Genomic DNA, 26,046 nt, shown 5'->3' with positions numbered 1-26,046 from the left:
ATCACTCCTTGGGTCGCTGGCGGCCGAGGGACTTCGTCCGTAGCGCGCCGTCGGTGGCCACCGACAATCGCCAATAGCCGCCCGCGGCGTCCTTGAGCACGACGCCCGCGTCGGGATGGTCGGACAGCCACGCGCCGTTGGAGAGCACCGCCGAGCGGACGGTCCCGTCACTGGTCTGCGCCTGGAAGATGTCGGCGTCGCTGCGGCCTGCCCGGCCGACGAGGGTGCCGTCGAATCGGGGCGTGTGCAGGCTGTCGCGGCTGATCACGGTCCAGCCGTCCGGGAAAAGCCCAGGCTCGAGATCGTCGGAGGCGCTGGAGATCAGGTTCACCGCGGTGCCTTCGGGACAGCCGGTGCGATCCACCCGCACCTCGATGGGATGCCTGTCGAGATCCTTGTCGAACTGCACGTTGGCCAGGTAGGGCTGGCGGCAGTAGGCCAGCTCGAGACAGACCTCACGCGCCGCGACCTTGCAGTTGACCATGCCGAACTGCGCGGGCCCGCCGCGCTCACGCCGCCCGATCGCCAGCGCGGTGGCGGCGCCCTCGAACCAGACATTGGTCAGCCACCAGTCGTTGGCCGCGCCGTCGACATCGATGTGCCGCGCGGTGGTGCGCGGATCGCTGTCGGAGACGAATTCGACGTTGCTGAGCGCGAGTCCGGCGTTGTGATCGTTGCCGGTGCCGAGCACACTCACGTAGTTGCTGGTCAGCTTGGAGGAGGTGACGTAGTTCTGGATGCACGACGTGACGATGCCGAAACCGAAATTGTTGATGTCGCAGTTGACGAAGGAGGTGCCGCCGGTGTTGTCCTCGAGCACCACGCCGCGCTGCTCGAGAAAACGCGGGTGGTTGCCGCTGAGATGGTTGCCGCGGATCACCACCGAGTCGAACGAGCAGCGAAAGCACTCGGACAGCTCGACGGCGGTCGCGCGCGGCCCGGAGACGTAGATGCCCAGCCGCGCGAACCGGACCCGATTGCGTTGGCGCAGCGAGATCAGCGTGGTGTCGGTCTCGCACACGATCAGCGAGACGTCGCCGCCGTCGCCGAGGACGGTGGCGTAGTCCGCCATCGGCGGCCAGGCCGTCACCCGGTAGCGGCCCGCGGGCAGATAGAGGACCAGCGGCATGCCTTGCACCGCGGCCGCGGCGGCGATGGCCGCGGTGTCGTCGGCCACCCCGTCGCCGATCGCGCCGAAATCGCGCACGTTGCGCGCCGCGGGCGCGTCGGTGACGTGCGGGGAACGGAATCCGATGCCGGGCGTCTCAGGATCGGCGCAGGCCGCGACGAGCGGCACCGACACCGCGGCGCCCAGCGACGCGGCAAGTAATCGTCGTCGGCCGAGGCCGTCGTCGGTCATCTCCGCAGCCTTCCCACGAGCCGCTGCAAGCGGTTGCCCGGCCTGCTGTACGCTACCGCGCCGGTGAGCCGCTCGGAGCCGAATGTGGCGAGCGCGCCACGCAATTGGGGTGCCGTGGTCGCGCCGAGTTCGACCACGCCGAGCGTCCGCTCGCACAGCGGCGCCACCGTGATGGCGTCCGCGGCCGCGGCGACCGGGGCGGTCTGCACGACGACGTGCTCGAAATCCGCGCGCAGCTCGGCCAGCACGCCCGCGAACCGTTCGGACGCGAGCAGATCCGCTGTTTGCAGGTCGGTGTCGCCGAGGGGGAGCACGGTGAGGCCCGTCTCCGGCCATCCGGTCAGCGCCTCGGCGGCGGGCGCGCCCCGCAGCACAGCGGCCAGCCCCTGCCCATGTCCGGTCGCGAATCGCTCCGATCCGCCACGGCCGGAGGTGTCGGCGTCGACGAGCACCACCGAGCGTCCGGTGTCGGCGAACGATTTCGCCAGTGCCAGTGCGACTTCCGGTTCGGAACGGGGGGAAAGGCTGGTCACTTGGATGGCGTGCGTGTGCCCTTCGCGCAGCAGCCGGGTGCGCATCCTGCGCGTCTCGTCGGCCGCGCCGGGCCTGCCCTCGTCGATGATGCCGAAGATCGGCACCGGCAGCAGCGCCTCGAGATCGTTGGACGTGCGCAGCGTGCGGTCGGTGCGATCGCGCAGGAACGCGGCGAGCGCGCCGAGCGCGAGCCCGGCCAGCAGACCCAGCGCCAGAACGCGCCCGGACTGCGGTCCGGAGGGTGACGTGGGCAGCTCCGCCCGGTCCACCACCGCGACGCGGGCGGCGGGCGCGGCGTCGCGTTCGATGGTCTCCAATTCGTCGATGAGCCTGCGGAAGTGCGCGACGACGGTGTTGGTGAGATCGCGCGCCCGCTGGGCGTTGCCGTCGCTGACCGAGATGACGATGAGGGTGGTGGCGGGCGGCGAGGTGGCGGTGATCTTGCCGCGCAGTTCGTCGGCGGACATGTCGATGCTCAGATCGTCGATGACCCGTTCCGCCACCGTGACGCTGGTCGCCAGGTCCAGGTACGACCGCACCCGCTGCTGAGCCGCCAACCCGCCCTGATAGGAGTCGTTCACCGAGGTGCCGGTCGCCATCGACACGTACATGCTGCTGGAGGCCGAATAGGTGGTCGGCTGGCCGCGCAGATAGACCGCCGACGCCGCGAGGCACACCAGTGCCACCCCGGCGATGACGAGCCAGCGTCGGCGCGCGATCCGCCAGTATTCGGTCAATCCCATTGCCAGGAACCTCTTTTCCCTACGCTACGACGGGTGAAACGACGACCTGCGGTGGCGCGTGCCGGGTGCGGCGCCGCACCTCGGTGACCACCGCGTGGATGAACCAGGCCAGCACGGCGGCCTGCAGAAACTTGCCGAGGTTCTCCATGCTGCCGAGGATTCCGCGTTCGAACAGCGCGGAGGAGCCGGTGATCGCGAGGCCGAGCACCACGACGGGAAACAGCCGCGAGGACAGCGCCCGCGCCCAGGCGAGCAGCAGCGCGAAGGTGAACAGCGCGCAGACGAGTACGCCCGTGTAGCCGCCGAGCACATAGCCCTCGTTGAGATTTCCCTCGGCCAGCGAGACCGAGACCTTGCTCATGTCGACCGAGGCGCCGCGCACGTCCTGCGCCCACGCGGTGCCGGACTGGAACTTCTGGGTGCCGAGCAGTTGGGCGGGCACGAGACTGAGGACCGCGTTGTTCAGTACCTCGCCCGGCGTCAGCCAGTAGCCGGGACCGTGCAGGTAGGCGTCGGTGGCGGCCTCGAGCAGGTCGAACCGGCGCAGGATGCTCAGAAAGGGACGCATGCCCGTCGGGTAGTCCGAATCGATCAGCGCCGCTTCGGCTTTGGCGAGCTCGGTGGTCTTGAACGATTGCAGCCAGCCGAACCCGCCGATGCCGAGCACACCGATCCCGGCGACGCCGAACGCCTTGGCCCGCGTCCACCCGGAGAGGGCGAAGCGGATCGCGACGGCCATCGCCGCGCCCATGATCGGCGTCTTCGATTCCACCACCGCGGTCCAGGCCAGCTCCCCGGCCAGCAGCGCGCCGACGACGAGGGCGGCGGTCTCGGGTCGCGCCGGGCGCGCGAAGACGATGAGACCGAGCGACGCCACCGTGGCGAGGATCGAGACGAAACTCAGGATCGGGTTGGCGCTGGTGACATCGCCTGCGTTGCCGACCGCGCCGGTGGCCACCGCGGCGGCGCGACCGAGCAGGCCGAGCGCGTACATGGTGACCAGCGTGGGTATCAGATCCGGGTCGCCTGCCAAGGCGGGCGCGGCAGGCGGACGGTTGCGGGCCCACACCGCGTAGGCCACCACCAGCGCGGCGTACACCCACAGTCCGAACACGACGTGGTCGAGAACGAGAGCGATGCCGCGGTCGTAGCCGAGCTCGGCCAGTCGCGGGTCGGGCACGTTGTCGCCGTAGTGCGGTTGCGGCCGCACCGCGAGCAACACCAGCGGCCGCGCGATGTAGGACAGCGACCAGAACGCCGCCTGGGCGATCACGAAAACCCGCACCACACCGGGAATCCACGCGGCCGCGACGACCAGGGTGAGCAGCGCCCCCGCGACGGCGGCGAGTTCGGCGACCGGATTCATGCCCGAGCCTCGCTGGCGCTCGGCTCCGGCATGCCTCCGGCGGGCTGGCACATTGTTCGCTCGCTGCGCTCGCTCATACCTGAGCCTCCAGCGCGGCGAGGATCTCCCGCGCCCGGTCGACGTAGCGGTGGCCGCCTTCGACGATCCTGCGGTGCCCGGCGTCGGCGACGGCGGCGGCCCGCTCCGGGTTGGCCGCGCACCAGTCGAGGATCTCGTGCAGTTCGGCGGTGTCGGTGAACAGGAAGCACTCGGCCGTGTCGCGCAGCAGTTCGGCGTGCTCGTCGGTGCGCTCGCCGACGAAGAGCCCGCCCGCCGCGGGCACTTCGAAGGTGCGGCAGGTGTGGGTGTCGCGGTTGTCGGAGTTGAGCAGCACCAGGTTGGCGGTGACCGTGGCGATCACCGCCGAATAGTGTTGCCCGTATACCGGTCCCGCCACCACCGCCCCCGTCGACCGCAATTCGGGCACTCGTCGCCAGCCCGGTCCGCGAATCAACATGCGCTCGCCGTACTTTCGCGCCAATGCGACGAGGTCGGCGCGGCGGTCCGGACGGCACACGCCGACGAAACCGGCCAGGAATTCACGTCGGCCGCGCCGCGCCGCGCGGTGATGCCAGGCCGGGTCGTAGGCGCTGCGCACGAAAGCGACCGCGCGGGCGCCGCGCTCGTGCAGCTCGGCGACGTTGTGCCGCTTGGTGGTCACCACCAGATCCCAGTCCGGTTCGTGCGCCAGGTAATCGGGGGTGATGTTCTCCGGATTGGCGACGTCGTCGGGGCTGTAGTGCACGCGGCGGGCCGCGGGTGTGGCCAGCAGCCGCCGCTGGTCCAGGTGCACCGACTTGAACGCGAACAGCAGATCCGGGCGGAAAGCCGCTGCCGCGCTGTCGATCTCGGTGTGCAGCCGCTCGACGGCCCAGGGCGCGCGCCGCCGCGCCGCCTTGGCGTAGAGCCACGGCGGGGACAGCCGCGCGGGCAGCGTCACGGGCGTGGAGTCGACGACGAGCACCTCGTGCCCGGCTTGGCGGAAGCCGTCGGCCAGTGAGCGGGCATTGCTGCCGATCCAATCGTCGCCGACATAGAGGATCCTCAAGCGCCGCCCTCCTCGCGCATCATCACCACGGCCGGATCGGAGCTCGCCGCCGGGGTTCGCTCGCGCACGATCAGCCTGCGCACGCGCGCGAGATACCAGGCGGCAACGGTGCATTCGACGACCACCGAGCCGTACACCAGCGTCCACACCGAGTGTGTGCGGAACGCGATGGCCAGCGCCGCGGCGGCCACACAGGTGCCGAGCACCGCGCCGATCAGCACGCCGGTGGTGTCCTGCCGCACCGGAAGCACTGCGGTGGTGACGAACGAGGTGACCGTGGTGGCGGGCAATATCAGCACCTCGACGCGCAACAGCCCGATGGCTCCGGTGAACTTGTCGCCGAACACGAGGTGGACGAGCACGGGCGCGGCCAGCCACACCGCCGCGGCCGCCACCGTCGCCACGCACACTGCCGCCGCGAGCGCTTGCAGCGCGTGCCGCCAGAAGCGGTGGTCGGCGCTGCGGCGGGCCATGCGCGGCAGCAGCGCGAAGCCGATGGGGTCGAGCATCGATTGGATCGCCCGCACCAGCCGATCGCCCGCGGAGTACAGCCCGAGCGCCGCCGCGTCGAGCACCGCGGCGTAGACCGCCGGCGCGCCCTGACCGTACGACGTGATCAGCAACCGCGAGGTGAGTACCGGTGCGCCGGTGCGCAGTACGGACCGCACCAGTCGCGGCCGCGCGGGCCTGCCGTAGGTGCGCAGCGCGTCCCACCAGGTCAGCGTCACGGTCGGTACCGAGGACACGAGCAGGCAGAGCAGCGCGACGTACGCGTGCGGCAGCCGGGGCAGCAGCACCACGAGCAGAATCAGATACCCGATCCGGCCCACCGCCTGATACGCGGTCGAGGTGCCGAACCGGCCCTGCCCGATCAGCAGCCAGTCCTCCGATGTCGACGAGAATCCGCCGGCGACAAGGCCGAGCAGGATCATGTCCGCCTGTTCCGGAACGCCGACCGCCAGGCCGGCGGCCAGCACGGCGCCGAGCACCGCGAGGCCGGTGGCGCGGATGGCGAGGTAGTCGCCGCGCAGCTGGTTGACGTAGCCGCGCCGGTCCTCGCGGTCTTCGGCGGTGTCGTGCACCCGCGCGGCGAGAAACGACGTGATGCCGAGGTCCACCAGCAGCGAGCCGAGGTAATAGGCGGCCATGCCGATCGCGAGCAGGCCGAGTCCGTGCGTGCCGAGTACGCGCGCGATGAGCGGCACCGTCACCACCGTGATGACGTACTGGCCGTACTTGCCGAAGCTGACGTACCCGATATCGCGCAGCACCGCGAGCAACCCCTGCGAGCGGTGCGCGCCGCCGCCGGACGGCCCGCGCGCCTCGTCGTCCCTGCGATGCGCGCCGCCCGCACCCGCGTGGTCCGCGGCATACCGCGCCTCAGACATGGGCGGCGCCCCGGCGCTGGACGATCCGGCCGAGGAAGGCGGCGACGGATCGGGCGGTGACGGCGACGTCGAAATCCGCGGCGCGCCCGCGCCCCGCCGCGGCCAGGCGCGTGCGCAGGTCCGGATCGCCGATGAGGGTGTCGAGCGCGGCGGTGAGCGCCGATTCGTCCCCGCCGGGCACCAGCAGACCGTCGGCGCCCGTGCGCACGATCTCTTCGGGACCGCCGGGGCCGGAGGCGATCACGGCGCAGCCCGCGTGCATGCCTTCGACGACGACCTGACCGAACGGTTCGGGCAGCACCGAGCAGTGCACCAGGATGTCGGCGTCGCACAGGTACGGGCTCGGGTCGTCGACGTGACCGGTGCGGGTCACGGGGAGCGCGAGATCCGCTGCGAGCCGGTCCAATTCGGTGGCGAAGGGTTCCTCGTCGAAGAAGGCGCCGCCGATCAGCAGCACCCGGCGCGGCCGGATCCTCGTCGCGGCCACCGCGCGCAACAGCACGTCCTGTCCCTTCCACGGGGCGAGCCGCCCCAATACGGCGACCACCGTCTCGGCGGGGTCGCGCTGGGCGGCGCGGTCCGGTGCGGCACCGAGTTCGACTCCGGGATAGGCGACTTCGGCCGGGCGCCGGCCGGTGCGCAGCGTGGCCAGCGTGGTTCGGCTGTTGGCCAGAAAGCCCTGTGCCACAGCCCGCCCGAGCAGGCCGACGACGAGCGCGGGCAGCCGCCCGAAGTAGTCGGCCGCGATCCGGTCGTGCACCTGCCAGACCAGGGGTATGCCCGCGCGCCGGGCCGCCACCGCGCCCATCGCCAGCGCCTTGGTGCTCTCGGCGACCAGCACGTCGGCCTGCCCGATCGCCGGGTGCGCGCCGAGGGTCCAGCCCAGGCGCAGCAGCGCGAGCGCGCCCGCCAGCAGCCGCAGCGGCCCGGACCCGATCGTCATGGCGCGGCTGTCGAACGCGCCGCGGACCACGCGCGCGTCGACGTCGCGCGCCCGCGTCCGCTCGACCATCGGACCGTCCTCCGTGTAGATCACGGCGACCTCGACGAGCCGCTCGGCGCGCAGCGCGGACACCAGTCGCAGGGTGGCCAGTTCGGCGCCGGAGGGAACCGCCGTGTGCGCGAGGAACACCGCCCGGATCGTCATGTGATCGTCCGGTACATCGCCACGTGGCGCTGCGCGGTGACGTCCCACGAGAAGGTTTCCGCATGCGCACGGCAGCGCTCGGGGGTCGGCACCGCGCCGTGCAGCGCGGCGGTGATGCGCGCGCCCAGCTCGTCGGCCGCGCCGGCCGGGACGATCAGCGAAGGATCGAGCCCGCGAACCGAATCCGGAAGCCCGCCGCAGTCGGTGACGATCGGCGCCCGGCCCGCGGCGAGGGACTCCAGCGCGATCAGTCCGAAACCCTCGAGCGCGGTGGTCGGCACGACCGTGAGCGCGGCCTGTTCGTACAGTTCGGCGAGCCGCTCGTCGGCCACGTGCCCGGCGAACACGATGGAGTCGCCGAGGCCCGCCCCGGCGGCCATGGTGCGCAATTCCCTTTCCGCCGTGCCGGTTCCGACGATCACCAGGCGCGCGTCCGGACGCTCGGCCACCACACCGGGCCAGCAGCGCAGCAGCGTATCGATGCCCATGCGGCGTTCCAGCCTGCGCACGCACAGGACGGTGCGGGTCGGCGCGTCCGCGGGCGGCGGGGCGGCACGGAAACGGGACAGGTCGACCCCCGGCGGGATCACCGCGATCCGCTCCTCGGGTATCCGGTAGTCCGCGCCGAGCACCTCGCGAAAATGGTTGGACAGCACCACGAATCGGTCCGCGCCCGCGTAACGCAGTCGTTCGATCAGGTACTTCGCCTTGGCCGCGAGCTCACGCTGCCCGGTGAGCCTGCTCTCCGCCGCCCAAGGGCCGTGGAAATGCACCACCAGCGGCAGCCGCCCCTTCCCGCCGATCGCGGCGGGCCCGTAGAGGCAGAAGTGACGATCCAGCACGGCGGCGCGACGCAGCGCTGCTCGATCCAGGAACGCGACGCGGGCCCGCCGGGCGGTGGAGCCCCCTGTCGCGCCCCAGGATCGGGCTCCGGGCGGATCGTCGTCACCGGTCGCGCCCCAGGCCGCCGCCGACACCGCGACCTCCGGTCTGCGGGCGAGCGCGTGGAACAGCTCGGTGAAGTATCGGTTGAGTCCACCCGGCTCCGCGGTGAACCATTCGGACCCGGTCATGTGCACACGCAGTGACCCCGTCCCTGCCGTCACACGGCCCCCTACTCCCTGCACCGGTCGCGCGCATCGCCCGGCCGAACTCGCTTCCCGCGCAACAGTCTAGGACACGGAGGCGTACTCGGCGTGGCATCGCGAACGCTGGCCGTGGCGGGTGGCGTGGGGTAGATTGCACAGCGAGTTCGTGCTCGGCACGAGCCGACCCGCGGGGGACCAGCGGGAGGACTGACACAGTGGGGATCGGTAGTTCTGTGCCCGAGCGAGTCACCCTTGCCGAGCGCGATATTCGCGTGCTCGTGGAGAACGGTGAGTACTGGCTGCGCAATCGCGGTGACATCGCCATGATGGTCACCACCGTCGAACGGTTGCGCGCTCGCTGGCCGCACGCGCGCATCGGGGTGCTCACTCACCAGCCCGCGGTGCTGCGCGCGCTGCTTCCCGAGGCGGAACCCATCAGCGGACCCGACTGGTCCTGGGGTTCCAGCGGCTGGATGGGCCGGGTATCCCGCACGGCCGCAACGAAATTGATCGGACCTGCCGCGCTGCGCTGGCGTGCGGCCACCGACGGACCCAAGGACCGGGTCCGCGCGCTGCGCGCCGAGGCCGCGACCGCCGTCGCCGAGCCCGAAGCGCCCGAGCCGCGGGCGGAGGTCCCCGCGGCGGTGGCCGAGGCCTCGCTGGTGCTCGCCCTCGGCGGCGGGTACATGACCGACGTCGACAAGTACCAGGCGCACCGCACCCTCGATCTCCTGGAAAAGGCGCGTTCCCAAGGCATTCCGACCGCGCTCGTCGGCCAGGGTCTAGGCCCGCTACGCGATCGGGGCCTGCTCGATCGCGCCGCCGAGGTGCTGCCGGGAGTGGACTTCGTCGCGCTGCGCGAGCGCAGGCGCGGACCGGAACTGCTGGCGCGGCTCGGCGTCGCGCCGGAACAGACGATGGTCACCGGCGACGACGCGGTGGAATTCGGTTACCGGCTGCGCGACGCCCGCATCGGCGCCGACCTCGGCCTGTGCCTGCGGGTCGCGGAGTACGCGCCGGTCGGCGCGGAGGCGCGGGAGACGCTGGGCCGGGTGGTCCGTGACCGCGCCGCGGCGCTGGACGCGGGACTGATGCCGCTGATCATTTCCGAGTACGCCTCCGAGGACCGCCGCTCGACGCTGCCGCTGCTGACGGGTGCGGTCCGGCGCAGGTCGCCGGTCGGACGCGGCGGCAGCCCGCAGGACGTGGCCAGGCAGGTCGCCCGCTGCCGCGTGCTGGTGACCAGCGCCTACCACCTGGCGGTTTTCGCGCTGTCTCAAGGCATTCCGGCGGTCGGCATCACCGCCTCGGAGTATTACGACGACAAATTCCACGGTCTGGCCGGCATGTTCGGCGCCGGACTGCGGGTGGTGCACTTGGACGACCCCGACCTGGACACGGCGCTGCGCGAGGCCATCGACGAGCAGTGGGCAGCCGCTCCCGAGCTGCGTGATCCGTTGCAGCAGAAGGCCGTCGAGCAGATCGAAGCAAGCAGGGCGGGCCTGGAGCGGGTGTTCAGGCTGGTGGAGAACGGCCCGGTCGCCCGGGTCGACGGCTAGGGGGCTGACATGGCATCGCTGTCGGTGTGTGTTCCGGCGTACAACTCGGGGCGGACGCTGGCCGCCACGCTGGATTCGGTACTCGCACAGGACGAGGACTTCGAACTGGTCGTGCTGGACAACGCCAGCACCGACGACACGGGGGAGGTGGCGCGCTCCGTCGACGATCCCCGGGTGCGGGTGCTGTGCAACGACACCGTGCTACCGATCGGCCGGAACTGGGACAAGGTCATCACCGCCTCGACCGGCACGCTGGTCAAGGTCGTCTGCGCCGACGACGTGCTGCGGCCCGGCGCGCTGGCCGCGCAGCTGGCGGTGATGGCGGACCGCTCGATCGCCATCTCGTCGAGCCGGTTCGAGGTGATCGACGAAGCGGGGGCGGTCATGGAGTCCGGGCTCGGCCTCGCGGGACTGCTCGGCAGGCAGACCCCGCGCGTGCTGGCGCGCACCATCGTGCGACGCGGGCCCGCCGACTTCGGACCGACCGCGGCGGCGATGTTCTACCGCGAGCACTACGACAAGGTCGGCGGACTGCGCGGCGATCTGGTGTTTCCGATGGACGTCGATCTGTTCGCCAGGGTCGGTTCGTTCGGCGCGTTCTTCGGGATGACGGAGATCCTTGCCGCCTGGCGCAATTCGTCGTTCAACCTGTGCAGCCGGTCCTCGACGGTGAGCAAGCTGACGGAGATGTACCGCTTCCACCACCGGATCGCGCAGGACTATCCCGAACTGGTGCACCGCGGGGACGTGCTGGCCGGGGACACCAGGCTGGCGAAGGCGGCGCTGCACCGGCTGCGCGTGCGGACGCTGGCGACCGTGCGGAACCGCCCGGATCTGCTGGTCTGATCCGGGCGGCCTGCGGCGGGCTCAGATAGTCCAGAGCCTGCCGTAGGTGATCACCGTGTCGCCGTTCGCGCCGACGATCATCACGAACGGGCGAATGTTGGTCGGCCCGACAACGCCGGTGACGGTGCCGTGGAAGCCCGACATGCGAATGAAGCCCGACGTGCCGGAGATCTCGCCGCTCGCGCATTCGATCGTCTGGATACCCGGCCCGAAACCGACCTCCAGCTGGAGACCGAGCCGAGGGATCAAGCCGTCGATCTTGAGCAACGCGCCGTCACCGCCGCCGAGATCGACGCCGAGGCCCGGTGTCGAATACTCGAAGCGGATCTTGCCGTTCAGCGTGGCGGGAAACCCGACCTGATAGCCGATGGTGATCCGGCCCTTCCAGTCCTCGGCGTGCGGACCGGAGACCTTGAAAGCCGCCTCCCCGTGGTGGAACCACTCCCTGGTGAGCGGGTTGCCGTCCAGCGGGGGTACGAAATCGATGCGGGTGTCGGCCTGGATGGCTTCCACCGCGCGGTCCTGGCGGTCCACGACGGTATTGCTGCTGTCGATTACCGCCGCGGCGGAACCGTTCCCGAAGACCAGCCCGGCCGCCAGGACGGAGGCGAGCGCGACGGCGCGGACGCCCCGACGAGGAGGCAGGTTGAGGTTGATCATCAAAGTCCTTCGCTGCGTGAATACTTGTCATACGGAATGAACGCGGCCCTGCGACAACGAATCACGTTGGGGCGCGGGTAACGATCGCTGTCCCGGTGCCTCCTTCCCGCGGTCCGGACGGCCCGTCGACCACCCAGCGGCCGTCGAGTTCCGGGTAGGCCGCGCGCACCTCGGCCAGCAGATCGGGCAGCGTCAGGAGCACGAGATCCGGTCGCGCCGTGACGAGTTCGCGCGGGGAGACGATCGGGATGTCGGTTCCCGGCATCCGCCGCCCCTGCTTGGCGGGGGAGGCGTCGGCCACCCCGGCGATCAGGCCGCGGTGCGCCCCGGCCAGGCTGAACAGGGCGACCGCCCGCGACGCGGCGCCGTATCCGTAGACGCGAAATCCGCGCTCGGCCCGGTCCTCCAGCCATCGGCGCAACGCGCTCGCGTGCCGGTCGACAGTGCGCTGGAGCGCGGGCAGCGCGCCCGGATCGACGTGGGGCGCTTCGCTGTCGAGCACGGTGCGGACCGAATCGTGCGGTGCCGCCGCGCCGTGCACCGCGCGCAGCAGCATGGTCCCGCCGTAGAGGTCGAAGGTCCAGGCGTGCGTCGCGCTCATGCCGACCTCGTGCAGCAGTCCCCGCAGCGCGGTCAGCGAGTAGTAGGCGAAGTGCCCGTGGCGCAACGCGTTCCATTGGCAGGCCGACACGATGGTGGCCAGCGAGTGGTACTGGACAAGCAGTGCGCCGTGCGGCGCGGTCGCGGCCGCGCGCCGCCGGAACGCGGCCCGCTGATCGGGCTCGTGCATGATCCCGAAGCAGTCCAGCACCATGTCTGCCGGGGCCACGGTCTCGGTGAAGCCGCGCGCGGCGAGCAGCGGTAGCCAGGTGCCGCCGTGCGGGCTGCCGAATTCGCGCGCGGTGTGTCCGGTCAGCAGCCCGGCCGCCGCCACCGCGGCGACCGCGTCGGCCGCCTGATCGCGCAGCGCCCGCGGCTCCACGCCCCTCGGTTCCGCGGTGACGGTGTCGTCCTCGGCGAGCTGGGCGAGTCCGCACGCGGCGCAGTAGTCCATGCGCAGCGGATGTCCGGCCTCGTCGGGATCGATCGGGCTCTGCGCACTCGGAAAATGGTCGGCCGCAGGAACTTTCCCGAGATCGAGTATCGGGCGCAGCGCCGCACTCGCGCAGCCGCGGCAGAGATTCCCCGGCTCGGAACTCATGCCGGATTCCCCTCTCTCATGGCACGATGACCCCGTGCGTATCGAGCAGACCGAGCTCGCCGACGTCCTGCTGCTCGTTCCGCAGCCGTTCCACGACGCTCGGGGCTTCTTCACCCGGACCTTCGACGCCGAGGCCTTCGACGAGCGGCTCGGCGCGCCGGGCGCCGCGGCCGCGTTCGTCCAGGACTCTCAATCCCGTTCCGCGCGCGGCGTGATTCGCGGCATGCACGGCCGCTCCGGGCGCGGCGAGGCCAAGCTGGTCCGCTGCGCGCACGGCGCGGTGCACGACGTGCTCGTCGACATCCGGCCCAGCTCGCCCACCTTCGGCGCGCAGCAGGCATTTCGGCTGGACGACAAGGACTTCCACCACCTGTACGTGCCGCCGGGCTTCCTGCACGGATTCCAGGCCCTCACCGCGACGGCCGACGTCTGCTACCGCATCGATCGGCCGCACGACCCGGCCGAGGACATCGGCGTCGCCTACGACGACCCCGACCTCGGCATCGCCTGGCCCCTCGCGGTGACCGAGGTCTCGGCGCGCGACGCGGCAGCGAGCAGCTGGGAACAGCTGCTGCGCGCCGTCTGGCAGCGTCCCGCGGCGCGCTGAGCCGACGACCCTGCGGCGCGTCCGATCAAGTCTGCGCGGCGGCCGCTGTCCCGATCCGGCGCAGCGAGGCGTCGAGCACCCCGGAGTCGCACAGCTTGCGCAGGTGCGGCAGTCGCGTGAAACGGTGGAAGAAGTCGGCACTGGTCAGCCCCCTCGCGGTGTACTCGCGGTACAGCTCGGTCGCGCCCGCGGGCACGGTCCACTCGGCGCGAAATCCGATGGCATCGCGCGCGGCGGAGAAATCGACGCGATAGGAGCGCGGATCGGCGCCGTTCTCCCCGGTGACGAGCAGCCGGGAGCCGGGCACAGCGGCTACCACGGCCTCGGCGATCTCGGCGACCGTCAGATTGTTCTCCTCGGTGCCGATGTTGAACGCGCGCGTGTGGATCGCGTCGATCGGCGCGGTGAGGCAGGTCGCGAACGCGGCGGCGATGTCACGCGCGTGCACCAGCGGCCGCCACGGCGTGCCGTCGGAGAGCACCTTCACCTCGCCGGTGAGCACGGCGTAGCCGACGAGATTGTTCAGCACGATGTCGGCCCGAAGTCGCGGCGAGAAGCCGAAAGCCGTGGCATTGCGCAGGAATACGGGCGAGAAGCCGGAGTCGGCGAGCGCCGCGACATCGTCCTCGACGCGCACCTTGCTCTCCGCGTACGGGGTGATCGGGCGCAGCGGGGCGTCCTCGGTCACGAGGTCCTCGCCCGCGGCGCCGTACACCGAGCAGGTCGAGGCGTACAGGAACCGGCGCACGCCTGCCGCTTTCGCCAACCGGGCCAGCCGCACCGACGCGTGATGGTTGATGTCGTAGGTGATCTCGGGCGCCAGCGCGCCCAGCGGATCGTTGGACAGGGCCGCCAGATGCACCACCGCGTCGAATCCGGTCAGCTGCTCGGCCGACACGTCACGCAGGTCGACCGACGAGCCCGGCGGATCACCCGGCAGCGCGCCGAGCACGCAGTCGGCGAAGAACCCGGAGTCCAGTCCGGCCACGTCGTGGCCCGCGGCGCGTAGCACCGTCGCCATGACGGTGCCGAGATAACCCTGGTGTCCGGTGAGCAGTACCCGCATGTTCAGTTGCCTCCCAGCTCGACGACGGCCTTGTCCAATACGAATGCCTCCGCGTGCCCGCTGCGGCTCTGTACGCCGCGCAGCCGGGACAGGCCGGTGAACGCGGCCTCGTCGAACCAGTCGCGCCCGGTCTGGGAGGGGTAGTGCTTGTGCAGCAGCCGCGCCTTCTCCTCGGCGAGATCGACGGCGACCGGCTGGAAGACGGTGGGGCGGGGCGTATCGGTCTCCCACTTGAGGATCTCGTAGCCGAGCACCAGGTGGTCGCGGAACTCGGTGGGCGTCAGCTCCGCGAGCAGCCGGTGATCCTGGTGGGCGTCGCCGCGCTGCGGCGCGAACACCAGATCCGGCGCACAGCCAGCGCGAAAGTCCGCCAGCGCGTTCTTGATTCGGTCCCAGTGCGCGGGCGCGCGACCGTCCGGGATGTCGAGGACGGTGAGCGCGAGCGCCGCGCCGGGACAGAAATCGGCGAGCGCGGCGCGCTCCTCGGCCTCGCGTTCGGTGCCGCCGCCGGACAGGACCAGCGCGCGCACCCGCAGGCCGGGACGGCGGCGCGCGAGGGTGAGCAGCGTGGCGCCCATGCCGATCGCGATGTCGTCGCAGTGCGCGCCGAGCACCGCGATTTCGGCGACGGGCGCGACGATCAGAGGGATCACGCGGGTTCCCAGACCATCCACGGCCGCACGCCCGCGCGGTAGCCCGCGTCGAGTTCGGCGCGCTCCTTGAACGTGTCGGCGGGCTTCCAGAACCCGAGGTGCCGGTACCCGAACAGCCTGCCCTGCCCGGCCAGCGCGCCGCAGGCGTCGGCCACCAGGTCGCCGTCGGGTGGCAGCAGGTCGAACACCTCCTGGGTGAGCACGAAGTACCCGCCGTTCTCCCACAGCGGCATCCTCGCGACCGGCATGATGTCCTTGACCTCGCCGGTCGGGGTGAGATCGACGCAGTGGAACGAGGATTGGGGCGGCACGACCATCATGGAGGCCGCCGCGCCGGAGGCGGTGAACCTGGCGATCATCTCGTCCAGCGGCGCGTCGGTCAGCACGTCGGCGTAGTTCGCCAGGAACACCTCGTCCTCGCCGATGTACTGCCGTACGCGTCGCAGCCGCTCGCCGATGGCCGATTCCACGCCGGTGTCCACGAAGGTGATGGACCAGTCGCTGATATCGCTGCGCAGCAACTCCACGCGGCCCTCGCGGATGACGAAGTCGTTGGAGACCGACTCCTCGTAGGTGAGGAAGAAGTTCTTGATGTGCTCGGCGCCGTAGCCGAGGCACAGGATGAACTCCTTGTGGCCGAAGTGCGCGTAGTAGCGCATCACGTGCCAGAGCAGCGGTCGCGGACCGACCAGCTGCATCGGCTTGGGGATCATGTCGTCGGAGCCGTCGCGCATCCGCATCCCGTAGCCGCCGCAGAACAGCACAACTTTCATCGCGCGTGCCTCCCCGTGAAGTGTTCGAAGTCGTTGTCGGTGGACGCCGCGGCGGTGGACGGGTCCGCGTCGTCGTCTGGGGTCGCGCTGGTGAGGTCGGCGCGATGCACGGTCGGCAGCGGGTAGACGAGCTCGCCGCCCCAGTCGGCGACGTGGCGCAATTGCGCGGTCAGCTCGGTCTCCAGATTCCATGGCAGCACCAGCACCACATCCGGCCGGTCGGCATCGATACGTTCGGTCGGGTGGATCGGGATGCGCGTGCCGGGCGTGAAACGGCCGTGCTTGTAGGGATTTCGGTCGACGGTGTACTCGAGCAGATCGGGGCGGATGCCGCAGTAGTTGAGCAGGGTGTTGCCCTTGCCCGGCGCACCGTAGCCGACCACCCTTTTGCCTTCGGCGCGCCGGGCGAGCAGATAGCGCAACAGCTCCTGACGCACATGCGCGGCGCGCGGGGCCAGATCCCGGTAGCCGTCGGGGTCGTGCAGCCCGGCCGCGGCTTCGTCGCGCAGCACCGCGGCGACGCGTTCACCGGGCGCGCCTGCCGCCGCCTCGGGCCGAGCCCACAGTCTGATCGAACCACCATGTGTGGCAAGCAGTTCCACGTCGACGACGGTGAGCCCAGCTGTGGCGAGTGCGCGTTGGGCCGACAACACGGTGTAGTACTGGAAGTGCTCGTGATAGATGGTGTCGAACTGCCCGAGCCGCACCAGGTTCGCCGCGTGGTGTACCTCGATCGTCAGCCAGCCGTCGTCGGCCATCAGCTCGCGCAGCGCACGGGTGAAGCCGCGCAGGTCGGGCACGTGCGCGTAGACGTTGTTGGCGACGACCAGGTTCGCAGGGCCGTGCACCGCGCGCACCTTCGCCGCCGAATCCTCGTCCAGGAACTGGGTTTCGGTCGGCACGCCCAGTGCGCGGGCAGCCGCGCCGACGTTCACCGACGGTTCGATGCCGAGGCAGCGGATGCCCGCGGCGACCACGTGCCTGAGCAGATAGCCGTCGTTGCTCGCGGCCTCCACGACGAAGGATTCGGGTCCGAGGCCGAGCCGTTCGACGGCGTGCGAAACGAATCTTTCAGCGTGCCGCACCCAACTTTCGGAATACGAAGCGAAATAAGCGTATTCGGTGAATGTGTCCTCGGGCGTGATCAAGGCCGGAATCTGCAGGAGCAGACAGTCCTCGCACAACCGCAGATGGAGCGGATAGGCGGGTTCGGGCAGATCTAGTTCGTCCACCGCGAGGAATTTCTCGCACGGCGGTGTCGCGCCGAGGTCGAGCACGCTCGAAAGGCGCGCGGAATCACACAGACGACAACGCATGCAGACCCACCTTCTGCTGAGAGATCGGATCGCCCGGCAGGCGGCCGGCACGCCTCAGGCGGCGAGGCGATCCAGTGAGACGTTACAACCAACTGCCCCCGTATGGCTGATGAAATCGACTGTGAGATAGCGGTTTACGGACACGTCTCTCGGCGTGTCGTGGGCGGGCATCGAGTCCGCTATCGGGGGTTGACGCGATCGGCCCCCCGGTCGCCGTTTCGATTCGAAAGCAACTCGAGTGCGCTACCTGCCGTAATATTCCGATCGGGCCGGATTTCCGATTCGGGGGCGAAACCGACCGGAAGTTCGTCGGCTATTCTCTGGAATACAGTGTGACCCTTGGCATTCGATATGTGCGCCGTTTCGAGTTCTGTAACAATCTGCTGTTGGCCGTCGAATGACCGAACACCCCGGGACGGCCGATGCGGGACTGCGGGGGACCGATCGACAGGGATCGGGAGCAACGAATTCTCTCCCAGGGGGAGGTGTGTGTTCCATGAGCTACGAGCTCACGGGCAGCGACGATCTCGATATATCCGGACCGTCGCACATCCCGCCGCGTTCCGAGCGGGAACGCTGGCAAGCCGACTACGTGAAGCACTTGGCCGCAACGGATCTGCTAGTGATAGCGGGCGCGGTCGGTCTGGCGCAGGTGATCAGGTTCGGCGGGCCCGCGGCGCCGCCGCTGGCCTGGCGATTGTCCTACGAGATCGGCTATACGGTCGTTTCCGTGGCGCTCGCGGCGACCTGGGCGCTGTTCCTCGCCGCCGGGAACACCCGCTCGCCGCAGGTGGTCGGCTCGGGAACCGAGGAATACCGGCGGCTGGTCTCGGCAACGCTGCGCCTGTTCGGCGCCGTGGCCATCGTCTCGCTGATCGTCCAGATCGATTTCGCGCGTGGCTATTTGGCGATCGCACTGCCGCTCGGGCTGCTCGGACTGATGTCCAGCAGGCTGGGCTGGCGCTGGCACACCCGCGTCAGGCGCCGCGATCGCGCGGAGTGCTTGACCTCGGTGCTCGTGGTCGGCGCCCCGGAGGCTGCGCAGGCGATGGCGAGCGCGTTCTCCCGAGACCCGGATTCGGGCTATCGCGTGGTGGGCGTGTGCATTCCGGACGGGGTCGCCACGACGGGGCGCTACTCGCTGCGGGCATCCGGCCGCAGCTTCTCCGTCGTCGGCGACGATCGCTCGGTGCTGGAGGCGGTGCGCCGCAGCGGTGCGGACACCGTCGCGGTCACCGCGACGGACTACCTGGGTCCGGTCGAATTGCGCAGGATGGCATGGGAACTCGATCCGCTCGGCGTCGAGCTGATCGTCGCGCCCGGCGTGGTCGACATCTCCGGTACCCGGCTGACGAACCGGCTCGTCGCGGGAATGCCGATGCTGCACATCGCCAAACCGCAGTACGACCGGGCCAAGTCGACCGGAAAGGCGGTCTTCGACGCGTGTTTCGCGGCGGGCGTGCTGCTGGCGATCGCGCCGGTGTTGCTGGCCATCGCCCTGGCGGTCAAACTGACCAGCCCCGGGCCGGTGTTCTACCTCTCGGAGCGGATCGGGCGCGGCGGCAAGCCTTTTCGGATGATCAAGTTCCGCAGCATGTACCAGGACGCGGAGCGCACCGTGTCCGCGCTGATCGAGGCCAACGGCGGCAACCCGGTGTTCTTCAAGATGAGGGACGATCCGCGGGTGACGCCGGTCGGGCGGGTGATCAGGAAGTTGAGTCTGGACGAGCTGCCGCAGTTCCTCAACGTGCTGCGCGGTGAGATGAGCGTCGTCGGCCCGCGTCCGCAGGTGCAGCGCGAGGTCGACAGCTATGACGGCGAGATGCGGCGCAGGCTGCTGGTCAAGCCGGGCATCACCGGGCTCTGGCAGGTGAGCGGCCGATCGGATCTCTCGCTGGAAGACTCGGTGCGGCTGGATCTTTCCTACGTGGAGAACTGGTCGATGGTGCTCGACCTCTTGCTCATCGCCAAGACCATCGGCGCGGTCGCTCGCGGCGAGGGCGCCTACTGACCGTCAGGACGGGCGGCGCGCCGGGAACTCCGCGGCGAGTTCGGCGAAGATCGCGGAGTTGTAGTCGAAGGCGCGCTGGCATTCCTCGAGCACCCGCCTGCGCTCGAGCTCGTCCACCGCCAGGTCGTCGAGCAGGGCCCGGTATTCGCGTTTGAAGGCGGCCGGATTGGCGATGCCGTCGAAGACGTAGAAGCGGACCCCGTCGCCGCGGCGCGGCAGGTCCCACAGCTTCTCGGCGGTGCCCCGGATCACCTGACCGCCGGACAGGTCGCCGAGATAGCGGGTGTAATGGTGGGCGACGTACCCGGCGGGCCAGTCGCGCGAGCACTCCTCGATGCGCTCGGCGTAGGCGACGGTGGCGGGCAGCGCCCGCAGCTGGGCGCGCCAGTCCGGGCCGAGCAGGGCGACGAGGTCGCGCTCGAGTTCGGCGGTCCTGGCCAGCTCCGGCTTGATGAAGGGGCCCGCGACGCTGTCGTCGGCCAGTTCGGGCCAGCGCTGCTCCAGTGCGCGGTAGATGAACCACAGCTGGCCGGTGTAGCGGTGGTAGGAGTCGATGCCGAGCGCGCCGCCGAGCATGTCGCTGATGAACGAGGAGTTCTCCGCCTCCGCGTGCTGACGCGCGGTGGCGGACTGGATGCGTGCCGAGAAAGGTACTGCTTCCGACATTCCGAACCACCTCACCGTCGCCTGCGGCAGCCCACTTGTTTGGCTACCCTAACTAACCGCACAGACCATACCGGTTCGCCGGTTTCGCCGCACCCGAGTCGCGGCAGGGTATCAGTGTGCGGGATTCGCGCGCCGCCTGCGCCGGACGATGGGTCGTCGGAGCGAACCGAAACGGCTGAGAATCCGCGGACGGCGCAGCGAGCGGTCGCACCATTCGCCGAGCGTCACACCCGCGGCCAGCGCGCAGCCGATGCCGAATGCGGCGAGCAGCTGATCGAAGCCGAGCAACGGTTCGTCGCTGAGCATGGCGTAGAGCCCGCGATACACGCTGAGACCCGGCAGCAGCGGCGTGATGCCCGCGACCGCGACGACGAGCGGCGGCGTCAGCGCGCGGCGGGCCATCAGACCACCGGCCATGCCGACCAGGGTGGCGGCCACCCCGGAGGAGATCACCGGACCGAATCCGGCGTGCTGGACGAGCAGATAGCTGATCGCGCCCGCCGCGCCGCCGAACGCCGCGGCGGCCAGCGCGCGTTTCTCGGCGTAGCAGGCGAGCGCGAAGGCCAGCGCCGCGATCGCGCCCGCGGCGATCTTGACCGGCAGATCGGTGATGTCGCGACCCGAGGTCATATCGATGGACGGCACGGTGGCGCCGACCACCTGCGCCAGACGCAGCGCCAGCGCGATGCCCGCGACGATGCCGCCGGTCATCATCACCACCTCGAGCAGCCGCGCGGTCGCGGTGATCGGCGCCCCGGTGATGGCGTCCTGCACCGAACCCACCAATTGCAGACCACTGAGCAGCACGGTGATGCCCGCCGCGATGATCAGCGTGGGATCCGCGTGGAAGCCGAGCGGTTCGGCGAGGGTGGACAGCACGATGGCAGGGACCGCGGCGATGAGTCCGCCCATCATGTGCTGGAAGAAGAACGGCAACCCGTAGCGGTTCAGCACCCGGTTCGTCCGGTCGATCGCCGCGGTGGTGGCAAAGCTGAGCGCCGCGACGACGATGCCCGCGCCGAGCAGCGCGGCGATGGCGGCGGCGAGCAGCGACCAGCCGAACGTCGCGGTCCAGCGGTGGTACGGGTGTGGTGCGGAGGTGATGGCGTCGAGGGACGCGCGCGCGTCCTCGGGCGCGACCACCTGGGTGCGGATGCGCCGGGTGAGCCGGTCCACCGCGGCCAGCCGGGTGAAGTCGAGCGCGCGATACTGCACGACGCGCATCGTGCTCGCGGGCGGCAGCAGCGGGCCGCGGTCGGCCCAGATGCGGATCGAGTCGTAGGTGACGTCGACATCGCAGCGGGCCAGGCCGTAGGTGGCCGCGATGAAACGCACCTGGGTGGTGGTGTCCATGACGCCGGTGCCCGACGCGAGCACCACCTCTCCGGCGCGTACGGCGAGATCGAGCACCTCGGCCACCCTCGCGTCGTCGGTGAGGTCGATTGGTTGCAGGGGAGTGGGCGCGGCCACGATGGTGTCGGCGGTGGCCTGCCGGTCGGCCACCAGCAGCCCGACGGCCTCGCTGACACCGGGCAGATGCGGGGCCCGGCGTGGCCACACCCTGTTGCGCCAGCCGGGGTGATCGGCTCGCGGATTCGTGTTGTCTCCTCCCGGCGGCGCGTCAAGACCCATGCCCGCGACCATAGTTGTCGCGGTGCGGGTCCGGCATCCGCGCCTGTCAGCACGCGTGCGCGGGGCGCAAGACCATGGTGCGGCGCGGTGAAAGGTGGTAGAACTTGTTCTAATTTCTGGCGATGGGAGTGCGTGCGATGCGGTACGGGATCGTGTTGTTCACCAGTGACCGGGGCATTACGCCCGCCGACGCCGCCGCGGCAGCCGAGCGGGCCGGCTTCGATTCGTTCTATGTCCCCGAACACACGCACATTCCGGTGGTGCGCGCGGCGGCGCATCCGCGCACCGGCGACGCCAGCCTGCCCGACGACCGCTACCTGCGCACGCTCGATCCCTGGGTCGCGCTGGGCACGGCCGCGGCGGTGACCGAACGGATCACGCTCTCGACCGCGGTGGCGCTGCCCGCCGAACACCACCCGATCACCTTGGCCAAGGCCATCGCCTCGCTGGACCACCTGTCCGGCGGACGGGTCAGCCTCGGCGTCGGATTCGGTTGGAACACCGACGAACTCGCCCACCACGGGGTGCCCGCCAACAAGCGGCGCACGGTGTTGCGCGAACACCTGGACGCGATGCGCGCGATCTGGAGCGAGGAGGAGGCGAGCTTCTCCGGCGAGTTCGTGAGCTTCGGTCCGAGCTGGTCATGGCCGAAGCCGACGCAGAAGCGCATCCCCGTGCTGCTCGGCGCGGCGGGCGGGGAGAAGTCGTTCGCCTGGCTCGCCAAGAACGCCGACGGGTGGATCACGACACCCACCGAGGAAGGCCTCGGCGAGAAGATCGAACTGCTGCACCGGATCTGGCGCGAACACGGACGTACCGAGACCCCGGAGATCGTCGCGCTGGCGGGGCGGCACGATGCCGCGCAATTGGCGCAGTGGGCCGAACTCGGCGTGACGGAGGCGGTTTTCGGTCTGCCGGACCGCGACGCCGAGGAGGTCCGCGCTTATCTCGAGCGGCTGGCGGGCAAACTGGGGCTCACCGGGATCGACCGGCGCTGAGACGCGTGCACCGCCGCCCGCGAACGAGCGGCGGCGCACGGTGTCGGGTCAGCGCAGGTCACGGCGGCGGTAGGCCGCGATGCCGACGGTGAGCAGGACGGCGGCGGTGCCCAGCAACCACAGGATCGGCGTCGCCTCGAACGTCGCGCCCGGAAGCTTCGGCGGGTGCACGAACGGCACCAGGTCGACCATCCACTGCGGCAGCCCGTTCAGCGAGCCGACGAAGAAGAGCACGACCATGCCGCTCAGCACGCCCCAGGCGACCGGCGTGTAGCGCGGCGCGAGCCCGAAGAGCGCGATCGTGATGCCGGTGACCACCCAGACCGCGGGTACCTGCACGGCCGCGGCGGCCAGCGATTCCGGCAGCTTCTCGCCGAGATCACCGGTGGTGAGACCGTAGACGACACCGATCGCGAGCCCGGCGGTGAGCAGCGCCAGCGCGGGGCCGGCCAGCGCGAAAGCGATGTGGCTCAACGCGTATCGGGTCCGGCCGACCGCGGCCGCCAGCGTGGCCTCGGCCCGCTGGCTGGCCTCCTCGTCGTGCAGGCGCAACGCCGCGGAGATCGAGAACGCGGACGCCGCGGCGGCCAGCATGGCGAGCGCGTACGCGATGAACGACTCCTCCAGGCTCTCCGAACCACCCATGCGGGTGACCAGATCGGTGATGGTGCCGCTGTCGTCGAGCATGTCGCTGACGCTGTTCACCGCGCCGCCGATCAGCAGACCGTAGAGGCCGAAGCCCACCGTCCAGACCAGCAGCGTGCCGCGCTGTAGACGCCAGGCCAGCGCGACGGGGCCGGAGAGTCGCGGCGCCGCGGCGGCGGGGCCTGGCCGTTCGGCGAGCAGACCGGAGCCGGTGTCGCGCGAGGCGAGCAGGGCGTAGGCGGCGCCGGTCGCCAGCACGGCGGCCGTGGCGAGCGGAAGCAGCACCCACCACCGTTCGTCGGCGTAGGGGCGGATCTGCAGGCACCAGCCGATCGGCGAGAACCAGGAGAGTACGCCGTTGCCCGCGTCGCCGACCGCGCGCAGCGCGAAGGCAGCGCCCAGTGTCCCGAACGCGACGCCGCGCGCGACCCGCGCACCGGCGCTCACCTGGGCGGCGACCGCGGCGATCGCGGCCCACACGATGCCCGACGCGGCAAGCGCCGCGCCGAACGCCAGCGAACCCGCCGCGGGCAGGTCGGCGGCGTAGAGCGAAGCGGCGCAGGAGATTCCGGCGATCAGCGCGCCGCCGAAGGTCAGCGTGAGCGCCGCCGTGAGCCCCGCGAAGCGGCCGATGCTGGTGGCGCCGACCAGTTCCGCGCGACCGGTCTCCTCCTCGACCCTGGTGTGCCTGATGACGGTCAGGATGGTCGCGATCGCGATCATCGTGTACATCGCGCCGGCCTTCCAAGTGCCGATCGAGCCCAGCTCGGTGCTGAACACCGGCCCGTACATGGCGACAAGGGCCGGGCTGTCGGCGGTGGTCCGGGCGAAATCGTCCAGCTGAGTCTGGGTGGTGTACAGGTCCTTGATGCTGACCACCTGGAAGGCGGGCATCAACCCGATCAGCAGCGACCAGAGCGGCAGCACGATCCGGTCGCGACGCAGATACAGCCGCAGCAACTGCCAGGTGCCCGCGAAATCGGCGGATTCGCCGAAAAGCGGTGCGGCAGAGGCGCGGTGGACGGCGGTGGGCCCACCCGTCACCCGGCCGCCACCCCTCAACGAATCGCTCCGCGATGCTGTCATGCTCGCACCTTCTCCCCGTGGGTCGTCGCGGTGTCGCCCGCCTGGCCGTCGACGTGGTAGTGCCGCATGAACAGTTCCTCGAGCGTGGGCGGCGCGCTGGTGAGGCTCCGCACACCCGCGTCGCCGAGTACCCGGATGAGCTCGCCGAGGTGCTCGCTGTCGACCTGGCAGCGCAGCGTCGACCCGTCGCGCTCGATGTCCTCGACGCCGCCGATCCGGCTGAGATCGCCTGGGTCGCCGAGCAATTCGGCAGTGATAGCGGTGCGCGAGAGATGGCGCATATCGGACAGCGAGCCGGTCTCCACGGTCCGCCCTGCCCGGATGATGGTCACCCGATCGCAGAGCACCTCCACCTCGGACAGGATGTGGCTGGACAGCAGCACCGTCGTGCCACGCTGCTGCGCTTCGTGCACGCACTCGCGAAAGACTTGTTCCATCAACGGATCCAGGCCGGAGGTCGGCTCGTCGAGCAGCAGCAGCCGCACGTCGGAGGCGAGCGCGGAGATCAGCGCGACCTTCTGCCGGTTGCCCTTGGAGTATGTGCGCGCCTTCTTGCGCGGGTCGAGATCGAAGCGCTCGATCAGCTCGGCGCGACGTTCGGCGTTGATGCCGCCGCGCATCCTGGCGAGCAGGTCGATGGTCTCGCCACCGGACAGCGACGGCCACAGCGTGACATCGCCCGGCACGTAGGCCAATTCGCGGTGCAGGCCGACCGCGTCGGTCCACGGGTCGCGGCCGAACAGCCTGGCGTGACCCGAGGTGGCGCGCAGGATGCCGAGCAGGACCCGGATGGTGGTCGACTTGCCCGCGCCGTTGGGGCCTAGAAAGCCGTGGATTTCGCCCTCACTGACCGTGAGGTTCAGCCCATCGAGGGCTTTGACGTGGCCGAAGGTCTTACGCAGATCCTCGGCTTCGATGACCTCGGACATCAGTGCTCCTTCATGACAGTGTCCATCAGGGTGGTGTCGATGAGCAGGCCCTGGGTGTAGAACTCGAGGGCCGGTGGGGTGAGTTCTTCGGTGATCGCGCGGATCGCCCTGCGGAAATCGATCTTTTCGTCGTCGCGGCGATGCAGTTGCACCCACAGCAGGATGGCGCCGACATTGAGCATCATCAGATATCGGGCGCGGGCCTTGTGGTCGCGGCTCGGCTTCACGGTCCCCGCGTCGACGGCCTGCTGCATGTAGACCTCGGCGTCGGCGACCATGTGCTCGAACAGCGACTCGGCCATCGGTCCGCCTGCTTGCAGGCTGCGCACCATGTAGGCGACGAGCGGGCCGTAGATCTCGATCTCGGCCAGGGCGGCGAGCATGCCCGACGCGGCGTTGGGTGCCGTGATCGCCTTGACCTTCTCGTCCCGGATCAGCTCCAGCACCCGGTCGTCGCACACGGCGCGCAGACCGTCTTTGGAACCGAAGTGGTGGTTGACGAGTCCGGGGGAGACGCCTGCCGCGGCCGCGATGGCACGAACCCCGACCTGGAATCCGTGCTCGCCGAAGACTTCGATCGCGGCGTCTCTGATACGGGCCGCCGTGGTCAGATCCGCGGAGGATCCTTGCGATACGGGCTGTTGCTTGAACACATGTTCAGTATATTAAACGTGTGTTCAATCGG

General features: G+C 70.2%; 23 protein-coding genes. 5 read left to right on the top strand and 18 right to left on the bottom strand.

What is annotated here, in order from left to right; translation table 11 throughout:
• Window position 1: 1 nt before the first annotated feature.
• From ACRWNM_RS24470 to ACRWNM_RS24440, 7 genes are all read right to left on the bottom strand, one after another.
• Window positions 2-1,360 (bottom strand): glycosyl hydrolase family 28-related protein, encoded by a 1,359-nt coding sequence (locus tag ACRWNM_RS24470; RefSeq protein WP_431970412.1) that lies wholly within the window; start codon window positions 1,358-1,360, stop codon window positions 2-4.
• Window positions 1,357-2,637, bottom strand: coding sequence for a Wzz/FepE/Etk N-terminal domain-containing protein (locus ACRWNM_RS24465; protein ID WP_431970411.1), 1,281 nt, complete (start codon window positions 2,635-2,637; stop codon window positions 1,357-1,359). Before ACRWNM_RS24465 ends, ACRWNM_RS24470 begins: the two co-directional genes overlap by 4 nt.
• Before the next feature lie 19 nt (window positions 2,638-2,656).
• On the bottom strand, window positions 2,657-4,003 hold the full coding sequence (locus ACRWNM_RS24460) for a hypothetical protein (protein WP_431970410.1): 1,347 nt from the start codon (window positions 4,001-4,003) through the stop codon (window positions 2,657-2,659).
• A 73-nt stretch (window positions 4,004-4,076) separates the two neighbouring features.
• Window positions 4,077-5,090 carry a CgeB family protein gene (locus tag ACRWNM_RS24455; RefSeq protein WP_431970409.1) on the bottom strand — a complete coding sequence of 338 codons (1,014 nt, stop codon included), beginning with the start codon at window positions 5,088-5,090 and terminating at the stop codon, window positions 4,077-4,079.
• Complete coding sequence (locus ACRWNM_RS24450) at window positions 5,087-6,478, bottom strand: lipopolysaccharide biosynthesis protein (protein WP_431970408.1); 1,392 nt, start codon at window positions 6,476-6,478, stop codon at window positions 5,087-5,089. The genes ACRWNM_RS24455 and ACRWNM_RS24450 overlap by 4 nt, the downstream gene beginning before the upstream one ends.
• On the bottom strand, window positions 6,471-7,625 hold the full coding sequence (locus ACRWNM_RS24445) for a glycosyltransferase family 4 protein (RefSeq protein ID WP_431970407.1): 1,155 nt from the start codon (window positions 7,623-7,625) through the stop codon (window positions 6,471-6,473). Before ACRWNM_RS24445 ends, ACRWNM_RS24450 begins: the two co-directional genes overlap by 8 nt.
• Window positions 7,622-8,698: a glycosyltransferase family 4 protein gene (locus tag ACRWNM_RS24440; RefSeq protein WP_431970406.1), complete on the bottom strand. Its 1,077-nt coding sequence runs from the start codon at window positions 8,696-8,698 to the stop codon at window positions 7,622-7,624. The genes ACRWNM_RS24445 and ACRWNM_RS24440 overlap by 4 nt, the downstream gene beginning before the upstream one ends.
• 248 nt (window positions 8,699-8,946) lie before the next feature.
• Here ACRWNM_RS24440 and ACRWNM_RS24435 point away from each other — a divergent pair, with 248 nt between their 5' ends.
• Together ACRWNM_RS24435 and ACRWNM_RS24430 are read left to right on the top strand one after the other, a co-directional pair.
• The gene (locus tag ACRWNM_RS24435; RefSeq protein ID WP_431970405.1) at window positions 8,947-10,272 is read left to right on the top strand and encodes a polysaccharide pyruvyl transferase family protein; all 1,326 of its coding nucleotides are present in this window, start codon (window positions 8,947-8,949) and stop codon (window positions 10,270-10,272) included.
• Between the two features lie 9 nt (window positions 10,273-10,281).
• The gene (locus tag ACRWNM_RS24430) at window positions 10,282-11,118 is read left to right on the top strand and encodes a glycosyltransferase family 2 protein (RefSeq protein WP_431970404.1); all 837 of its coding nucleotides are present in this window, start codon (window positions 10,282-10,284) and stop codon (window positions 11,116-11,118) included.
• A 21-nt stretch (window positions 11,119-11,139) separates the two neighbouring features.
• Here the strand turns inward: ACRWNM_RS24430 and ACRWNM_RS24425 are convergent, their stop codons facing one another.
• Together ACRWNM_RS24425 and ACRWNM_RS24420 are read right to left on the bottom strand one after the other, a co-directional pair.
• Window positions 11,140-11,778 carry an MspA family porin gene (locus ACRWNM_RS24425; RefSeq protein ID WP_431970403.1) on the bottom strand — a complete coding sequence of 213 codons (639 nt, stop codon included), beginning with the start codon at window positions 11,776-11,778 and terminating at the stop codon, window positions 11,140-11,142.
• Window positions 11,779-11,839: 61 nt separating this feature from the next.
• The gene (locus ACRWNM_RS24420) at window positions 11,840-12,979 is read right to left on the bottom strand and encodes a class I SAM-dependent methyltransferase (protein ID WP_431970401.1); all 1,140 of its coding nucleotides are present in this window, start codon (window positions 12,977-12,979) and stop codon (window positions 11,840-11,842) included.
• Between the two features lie 34 nt (window positions 12,980-13,013).
• Here ACRWNM_RS24420 and rfbC point away from each other — a divergent pair, with 34 nt between their 5' ends.
• The gene (gene rfbC / locus ACRWNM_RS24415; RefSeq protein ID WP_431970400.1) at window positions 13,014-13,586 is read left to right on the top strand and encodes a dTDP-4-dehydrorhamnose 3,5-epimerase; all 573 of its coding nucleotides are present in this window, start codon (window positions 13,014-13,016) and stop codon (window positions 13,584-13,586) included.
• Window positions 13,587-13,611: 25 nt separating this feature from the next.
• Here rfbC and ACRWNM_RS24410 read toward each other — a convergent pair whose 3' ends face one another.
• Genes ACRWNM_RS24410 through ACRWNM_RS24395 form a run of 4 tightly spaced genes read right to left on the bottom strand, consistent with a single transcriptional unit; the run spans window position 13,612 to window position 17,394 of the window.
• On the bottom strand, window positions 13,612-14,652 hold the full coding sequence (locus ACRWNM_RS24410; protein WP_431970399.1) for an NAD-dependent epimerase/dehydratase family protein: 1,041 nt from the start codon (window positions 14,650-14,652) through the stop codon (window positions 13,612-13,614).
• Between the two features lie 2 nt (window positions 14,653-14,654).
• The gene (locus ACRWNM_RS24405; RefSeq protein WP_431970398.1) at window positions 14,655-15,305 is read right to left on the bottom strand and encodes a PIG-L deacetylase family protein; all 651 of its coding nucleotides are present in this window, start codon (window positions 15,303-15,305) and stop codon (window positions 14,655-14,657) included.
• Window positions 15,302-16,078: a glucose-1-phosphate cytidylyltransferase gene (locus tag ACRWNM_RS24400; protein ID WP_431970397.1), complete on the bottom strand. Its 777-nt coding sequence runs from the start codon at window positions 16,076-16,078 to the stop codon at window positions 15,302-15,304. The genes ACRWNM_RS24405 and ACRWNM_RS24400 overlap by 4 nt, the downstream gene beginning before the upstream one ends.
• Window positions 16,075-17,394, bottom strand: coding sequence for a methyltransferase domain-containing protein (locus ACRWNM_RS24395; protein ID WP_431970395.1), 1,320 nt, complete (start codon window positions 17,392-17,394; stop codon window positions 16,075-16,077). Before ACRWNM_RS24395 ends, ACRWNM_RS24400 begins: the two co-directional genes overlap by 4 nt.
• A 496-nt stretch (window positions 17,395-17,890) precedes the next feature.
• Between ACRWNM_RS24395 and ACRWNM_RS24390 the strand changes: the two genes are divergently transcribed.
• Window positions 17,891-19,405 carry a sugar transferase gene (locus ACRWNM_RS24390; RefSeq protein WP_431970394.1) on the top strand — a complete coding sequence of 505 codons (1,515 nt, stop codon included), beginning with the start codon at window positions 17,891-17,893 and terminating at the stop codon, window positions 19,403-19,405.
• Window positions 19,406-19,408: 3 nt separating this feature from the next.
• On the opposite strand, the gene ACRWNM_RS24385 is transcribed toward ACRWNM_RS24390, so the two are convergent.
• Window positions 19,409-20,071, bottom strand: a complete 663-nt coding sequence (locus ACRWNM_RS24385; RefSeq protein ID WP_431970393.1) for a heme oxygenase (biliverdin-producing) — start codon at window positions 20,069-20,071, stop codon at window positions 19,409-19,411.
• 111 nt (window positions 20,072-20,182) lie between these two features.
• On the bottom strand, window positions 20,183-21,607 hold the full coding sequence (locus ACRWNM_RS24380) for a threonine/serine ThrE exporter family protein (protein ID WP_431970435.1): 1,425 nt from the start codon (window positions 21,605-21,607) through the stop codon (window positions 20,183-20,185).
• A 233-nt stretch (window positions 21,608-21,840) separates the two neighbouring features.
• Here ACRWNM_RS24380 and ACRWNM_RS24375 point away from each other — a divergent pair, with 233 nt between their 5' ends.
• Window positions 21,841-22,701: an LLM class F420-dependent oxidoreductase gene (locus tag ACRWNM_RS24375; protein ID WP_431970434.1), complete on the top strand. Its 861-nt coding sequence runs from the start codon at window positions 21,841-21,843 to the stop codon at window positions 22,699-22,701.
• Window positions 22,702-22,749: 48 nt separating this feature from the next.
• Here ACRWNM_RS24375 and ACRWNM_RS24370 read toward each other — a convergent pair whose 3' ends face one another.
• The 3 genes from ACRWNM_RS24370 to ACRWNM_RS24360 are packed head-to-tail and all read right to left on the bottom strand — an operon-like array spanning window position 22,750 to window position 26,014.
• The gene (locus tag ACRWNM_RS24370) at window positions 22,750-24,432 is read right to left on the bottom strand and encodes an ABC transporter permease (RefSeq protein ID WP_431970392.1); all 1,683 of its coding nucleotides are present in this window, start codon (window positions 24,430-24,432) and stop codon (window positions 22,750-22,752) included.
• Entirely contained in the window at window positions 24,429-25,361 is a 933-nt protein-coding gene (locus tag ACRWNM_RS24365; RefSeq protein ID WP_431970391.1) for an ABC transporter ATP-binding protein, read from the bottom strand. The genes ACRWNM_RS24370 and ACRWNM_RS24365 overlap by 4 nt, the downstream gene beginning before the upstream one ends.
• Complete coding sequence (locus tag ACRWNM_RS24360) at window positions 25,361-26,014, bottom strand: TetR family transcriptional regulator (protein ID WP_431970390.1); 654 nt, start codon at window positions 26,012-26,014, stop codon at window positions 25,361-25,363. The genes ACRWNM_RS24365 and ACRWNM_RS24360 overlap by 1 nt, the downstream gene beginning before the upstream one ends.
• Window positions 26,015-26,046: the final 32 nt, after the last annotated feature.

The organism is Nocardia sp. bgisy134 (genome assembly GCF_965341865.1).
Taxonomy (GTDB): domain Bacteria; phylum Actinomycetota; class Actinomycetes; order Mycobacteriales; family Mycobacteriaceae; genus Nocardia.
This window is presented reverse-complemented; position numbering and strand designations above follow the sequence as displayed.

Bases quoted from the DNA above. Each gene is read 5' to 3' on its own strand.
- ACRWNM_RS24385 (WP_431970393.1), bottom strand. From the start codon at position 20,071: ATGTCGGAAGCAGTACCTTTCTCGGCACGCATCCAGTCCGCCACCGCG.
- ACRWNM_RS24430 (WP_431970404.1), top strand. From the start codon at position 10,282: ATGGCATCGCTGTCGGTGTGTGTTCCGGCGTACAACTCGGGGCGGACG.
- ACRWNM_RS24425 (WP_431970403.1), bottom strand. From the start codon at position 11,778: ATGATCAACCTCAACCTGCCTCCTCGTCGGGGCGTCCGCGCCGTCGCG.
- ACRWNM_RS24365 (WP_431970391.1), bottom strand. From the start codon at position 25,361: ATGTCCGAGGTCATCGAAGCCGAGGATCTGCGTAAGACCTTCGGCCAC.
- ACRWNM_RS24400 (WP_431970397.1), bottom strand. From the start codon at position 16,078: ATGAAAGTTGTGCTGTTCTGCGGCGGCTACGGGATGCGGATGCGCGAC.
- ACRWNM_RS24440 (WP_431970406.1), bottom strand. From the start codon at position 8,698: ATGACCGGGTCCGAATGGTTCACCGCGGAGCCGGGTGGACTCAACCGA.
- ACRWNM_RS24420 (WP_431970401.1), bottom strand. From the start codon at position 12,979: ATGAGTTCCGAGCCGGGGAATCTCTGCCGCGGCTGCGCGAGTGCGGCG.
- ACRWNM_RS24465 (WP_431970411.1), bottom strand. From the start codon at position 2,637: ATGGGATTGACCGAATACTGGCGGATCGCGCGCCGACGCTGGCTCGTC.
- ACRWNM_RS24450 (WP_431970408.1), bottom strand. From the start codon at position 6,478: ATGTCTGAGGCGCGGTATGCCGCGGACCACGCGGGTGCGGGCGGCGCG.
- ACRWNM_RS24395 (WP_431970395.1), bottom strand. From the start codon at position 17,394: ATGCGTTGTCGTCTGTGTGATTCCGCGCGCCTTTCGAGCGTGCTCGAC.
- ACRWNM_RS24390 (WP_431970394.1), top strand. From the start codon at position 17,891: ATGAGCTACGAGCTCACGGGCAGCGACGATCTCGATATATCCGGACCG.
- ACRWNM_RS24375 (WP_431970434.1), top strand. From the start codon at position 21,841: ATGCGGTACGGGATCGTGTTGTTCACCAGTGACCGGGGCATTACGCCC.
- ACRWNM_RS24370 (WP_431970392.1), bottom strand. From the start codon at position 24,432: ATGACAGCATCGCGGAGCGATTCGTTGAGGGGTGGCGGCCGGGTGACG.
- ACRWNM_RS24470 (WP_431970412.1), bottom strand. From the start codon at position 1,360: ATGACCGACGACGGCCTCGGCCGACGACGATTACTTGCCGCGTCGCTG.
- ACRWNM_RS24460 (WP_431970410.1), bottom strand. From the start codon at position 4,003: ATGAATCCGGTCGCCGAACTCGCCGCCGTCGCGGGGGCGCTGCTCACC.
- ACRWNM_RS24410 (WP_431970399.1), bottom strand. From the start codon at position 14,652: ATGCGGGTACTGCTCACCGGACACCAGGGTTATCTCGGCACCGTCATG.
- ACRWNM_RS24445 (WP_431970407.1), bottom strand. From the start codon at position 7,625: ATGACGATCCGGGCGGTGTTCCTCGCGCACACGGCGGTTCCCTCCGGC.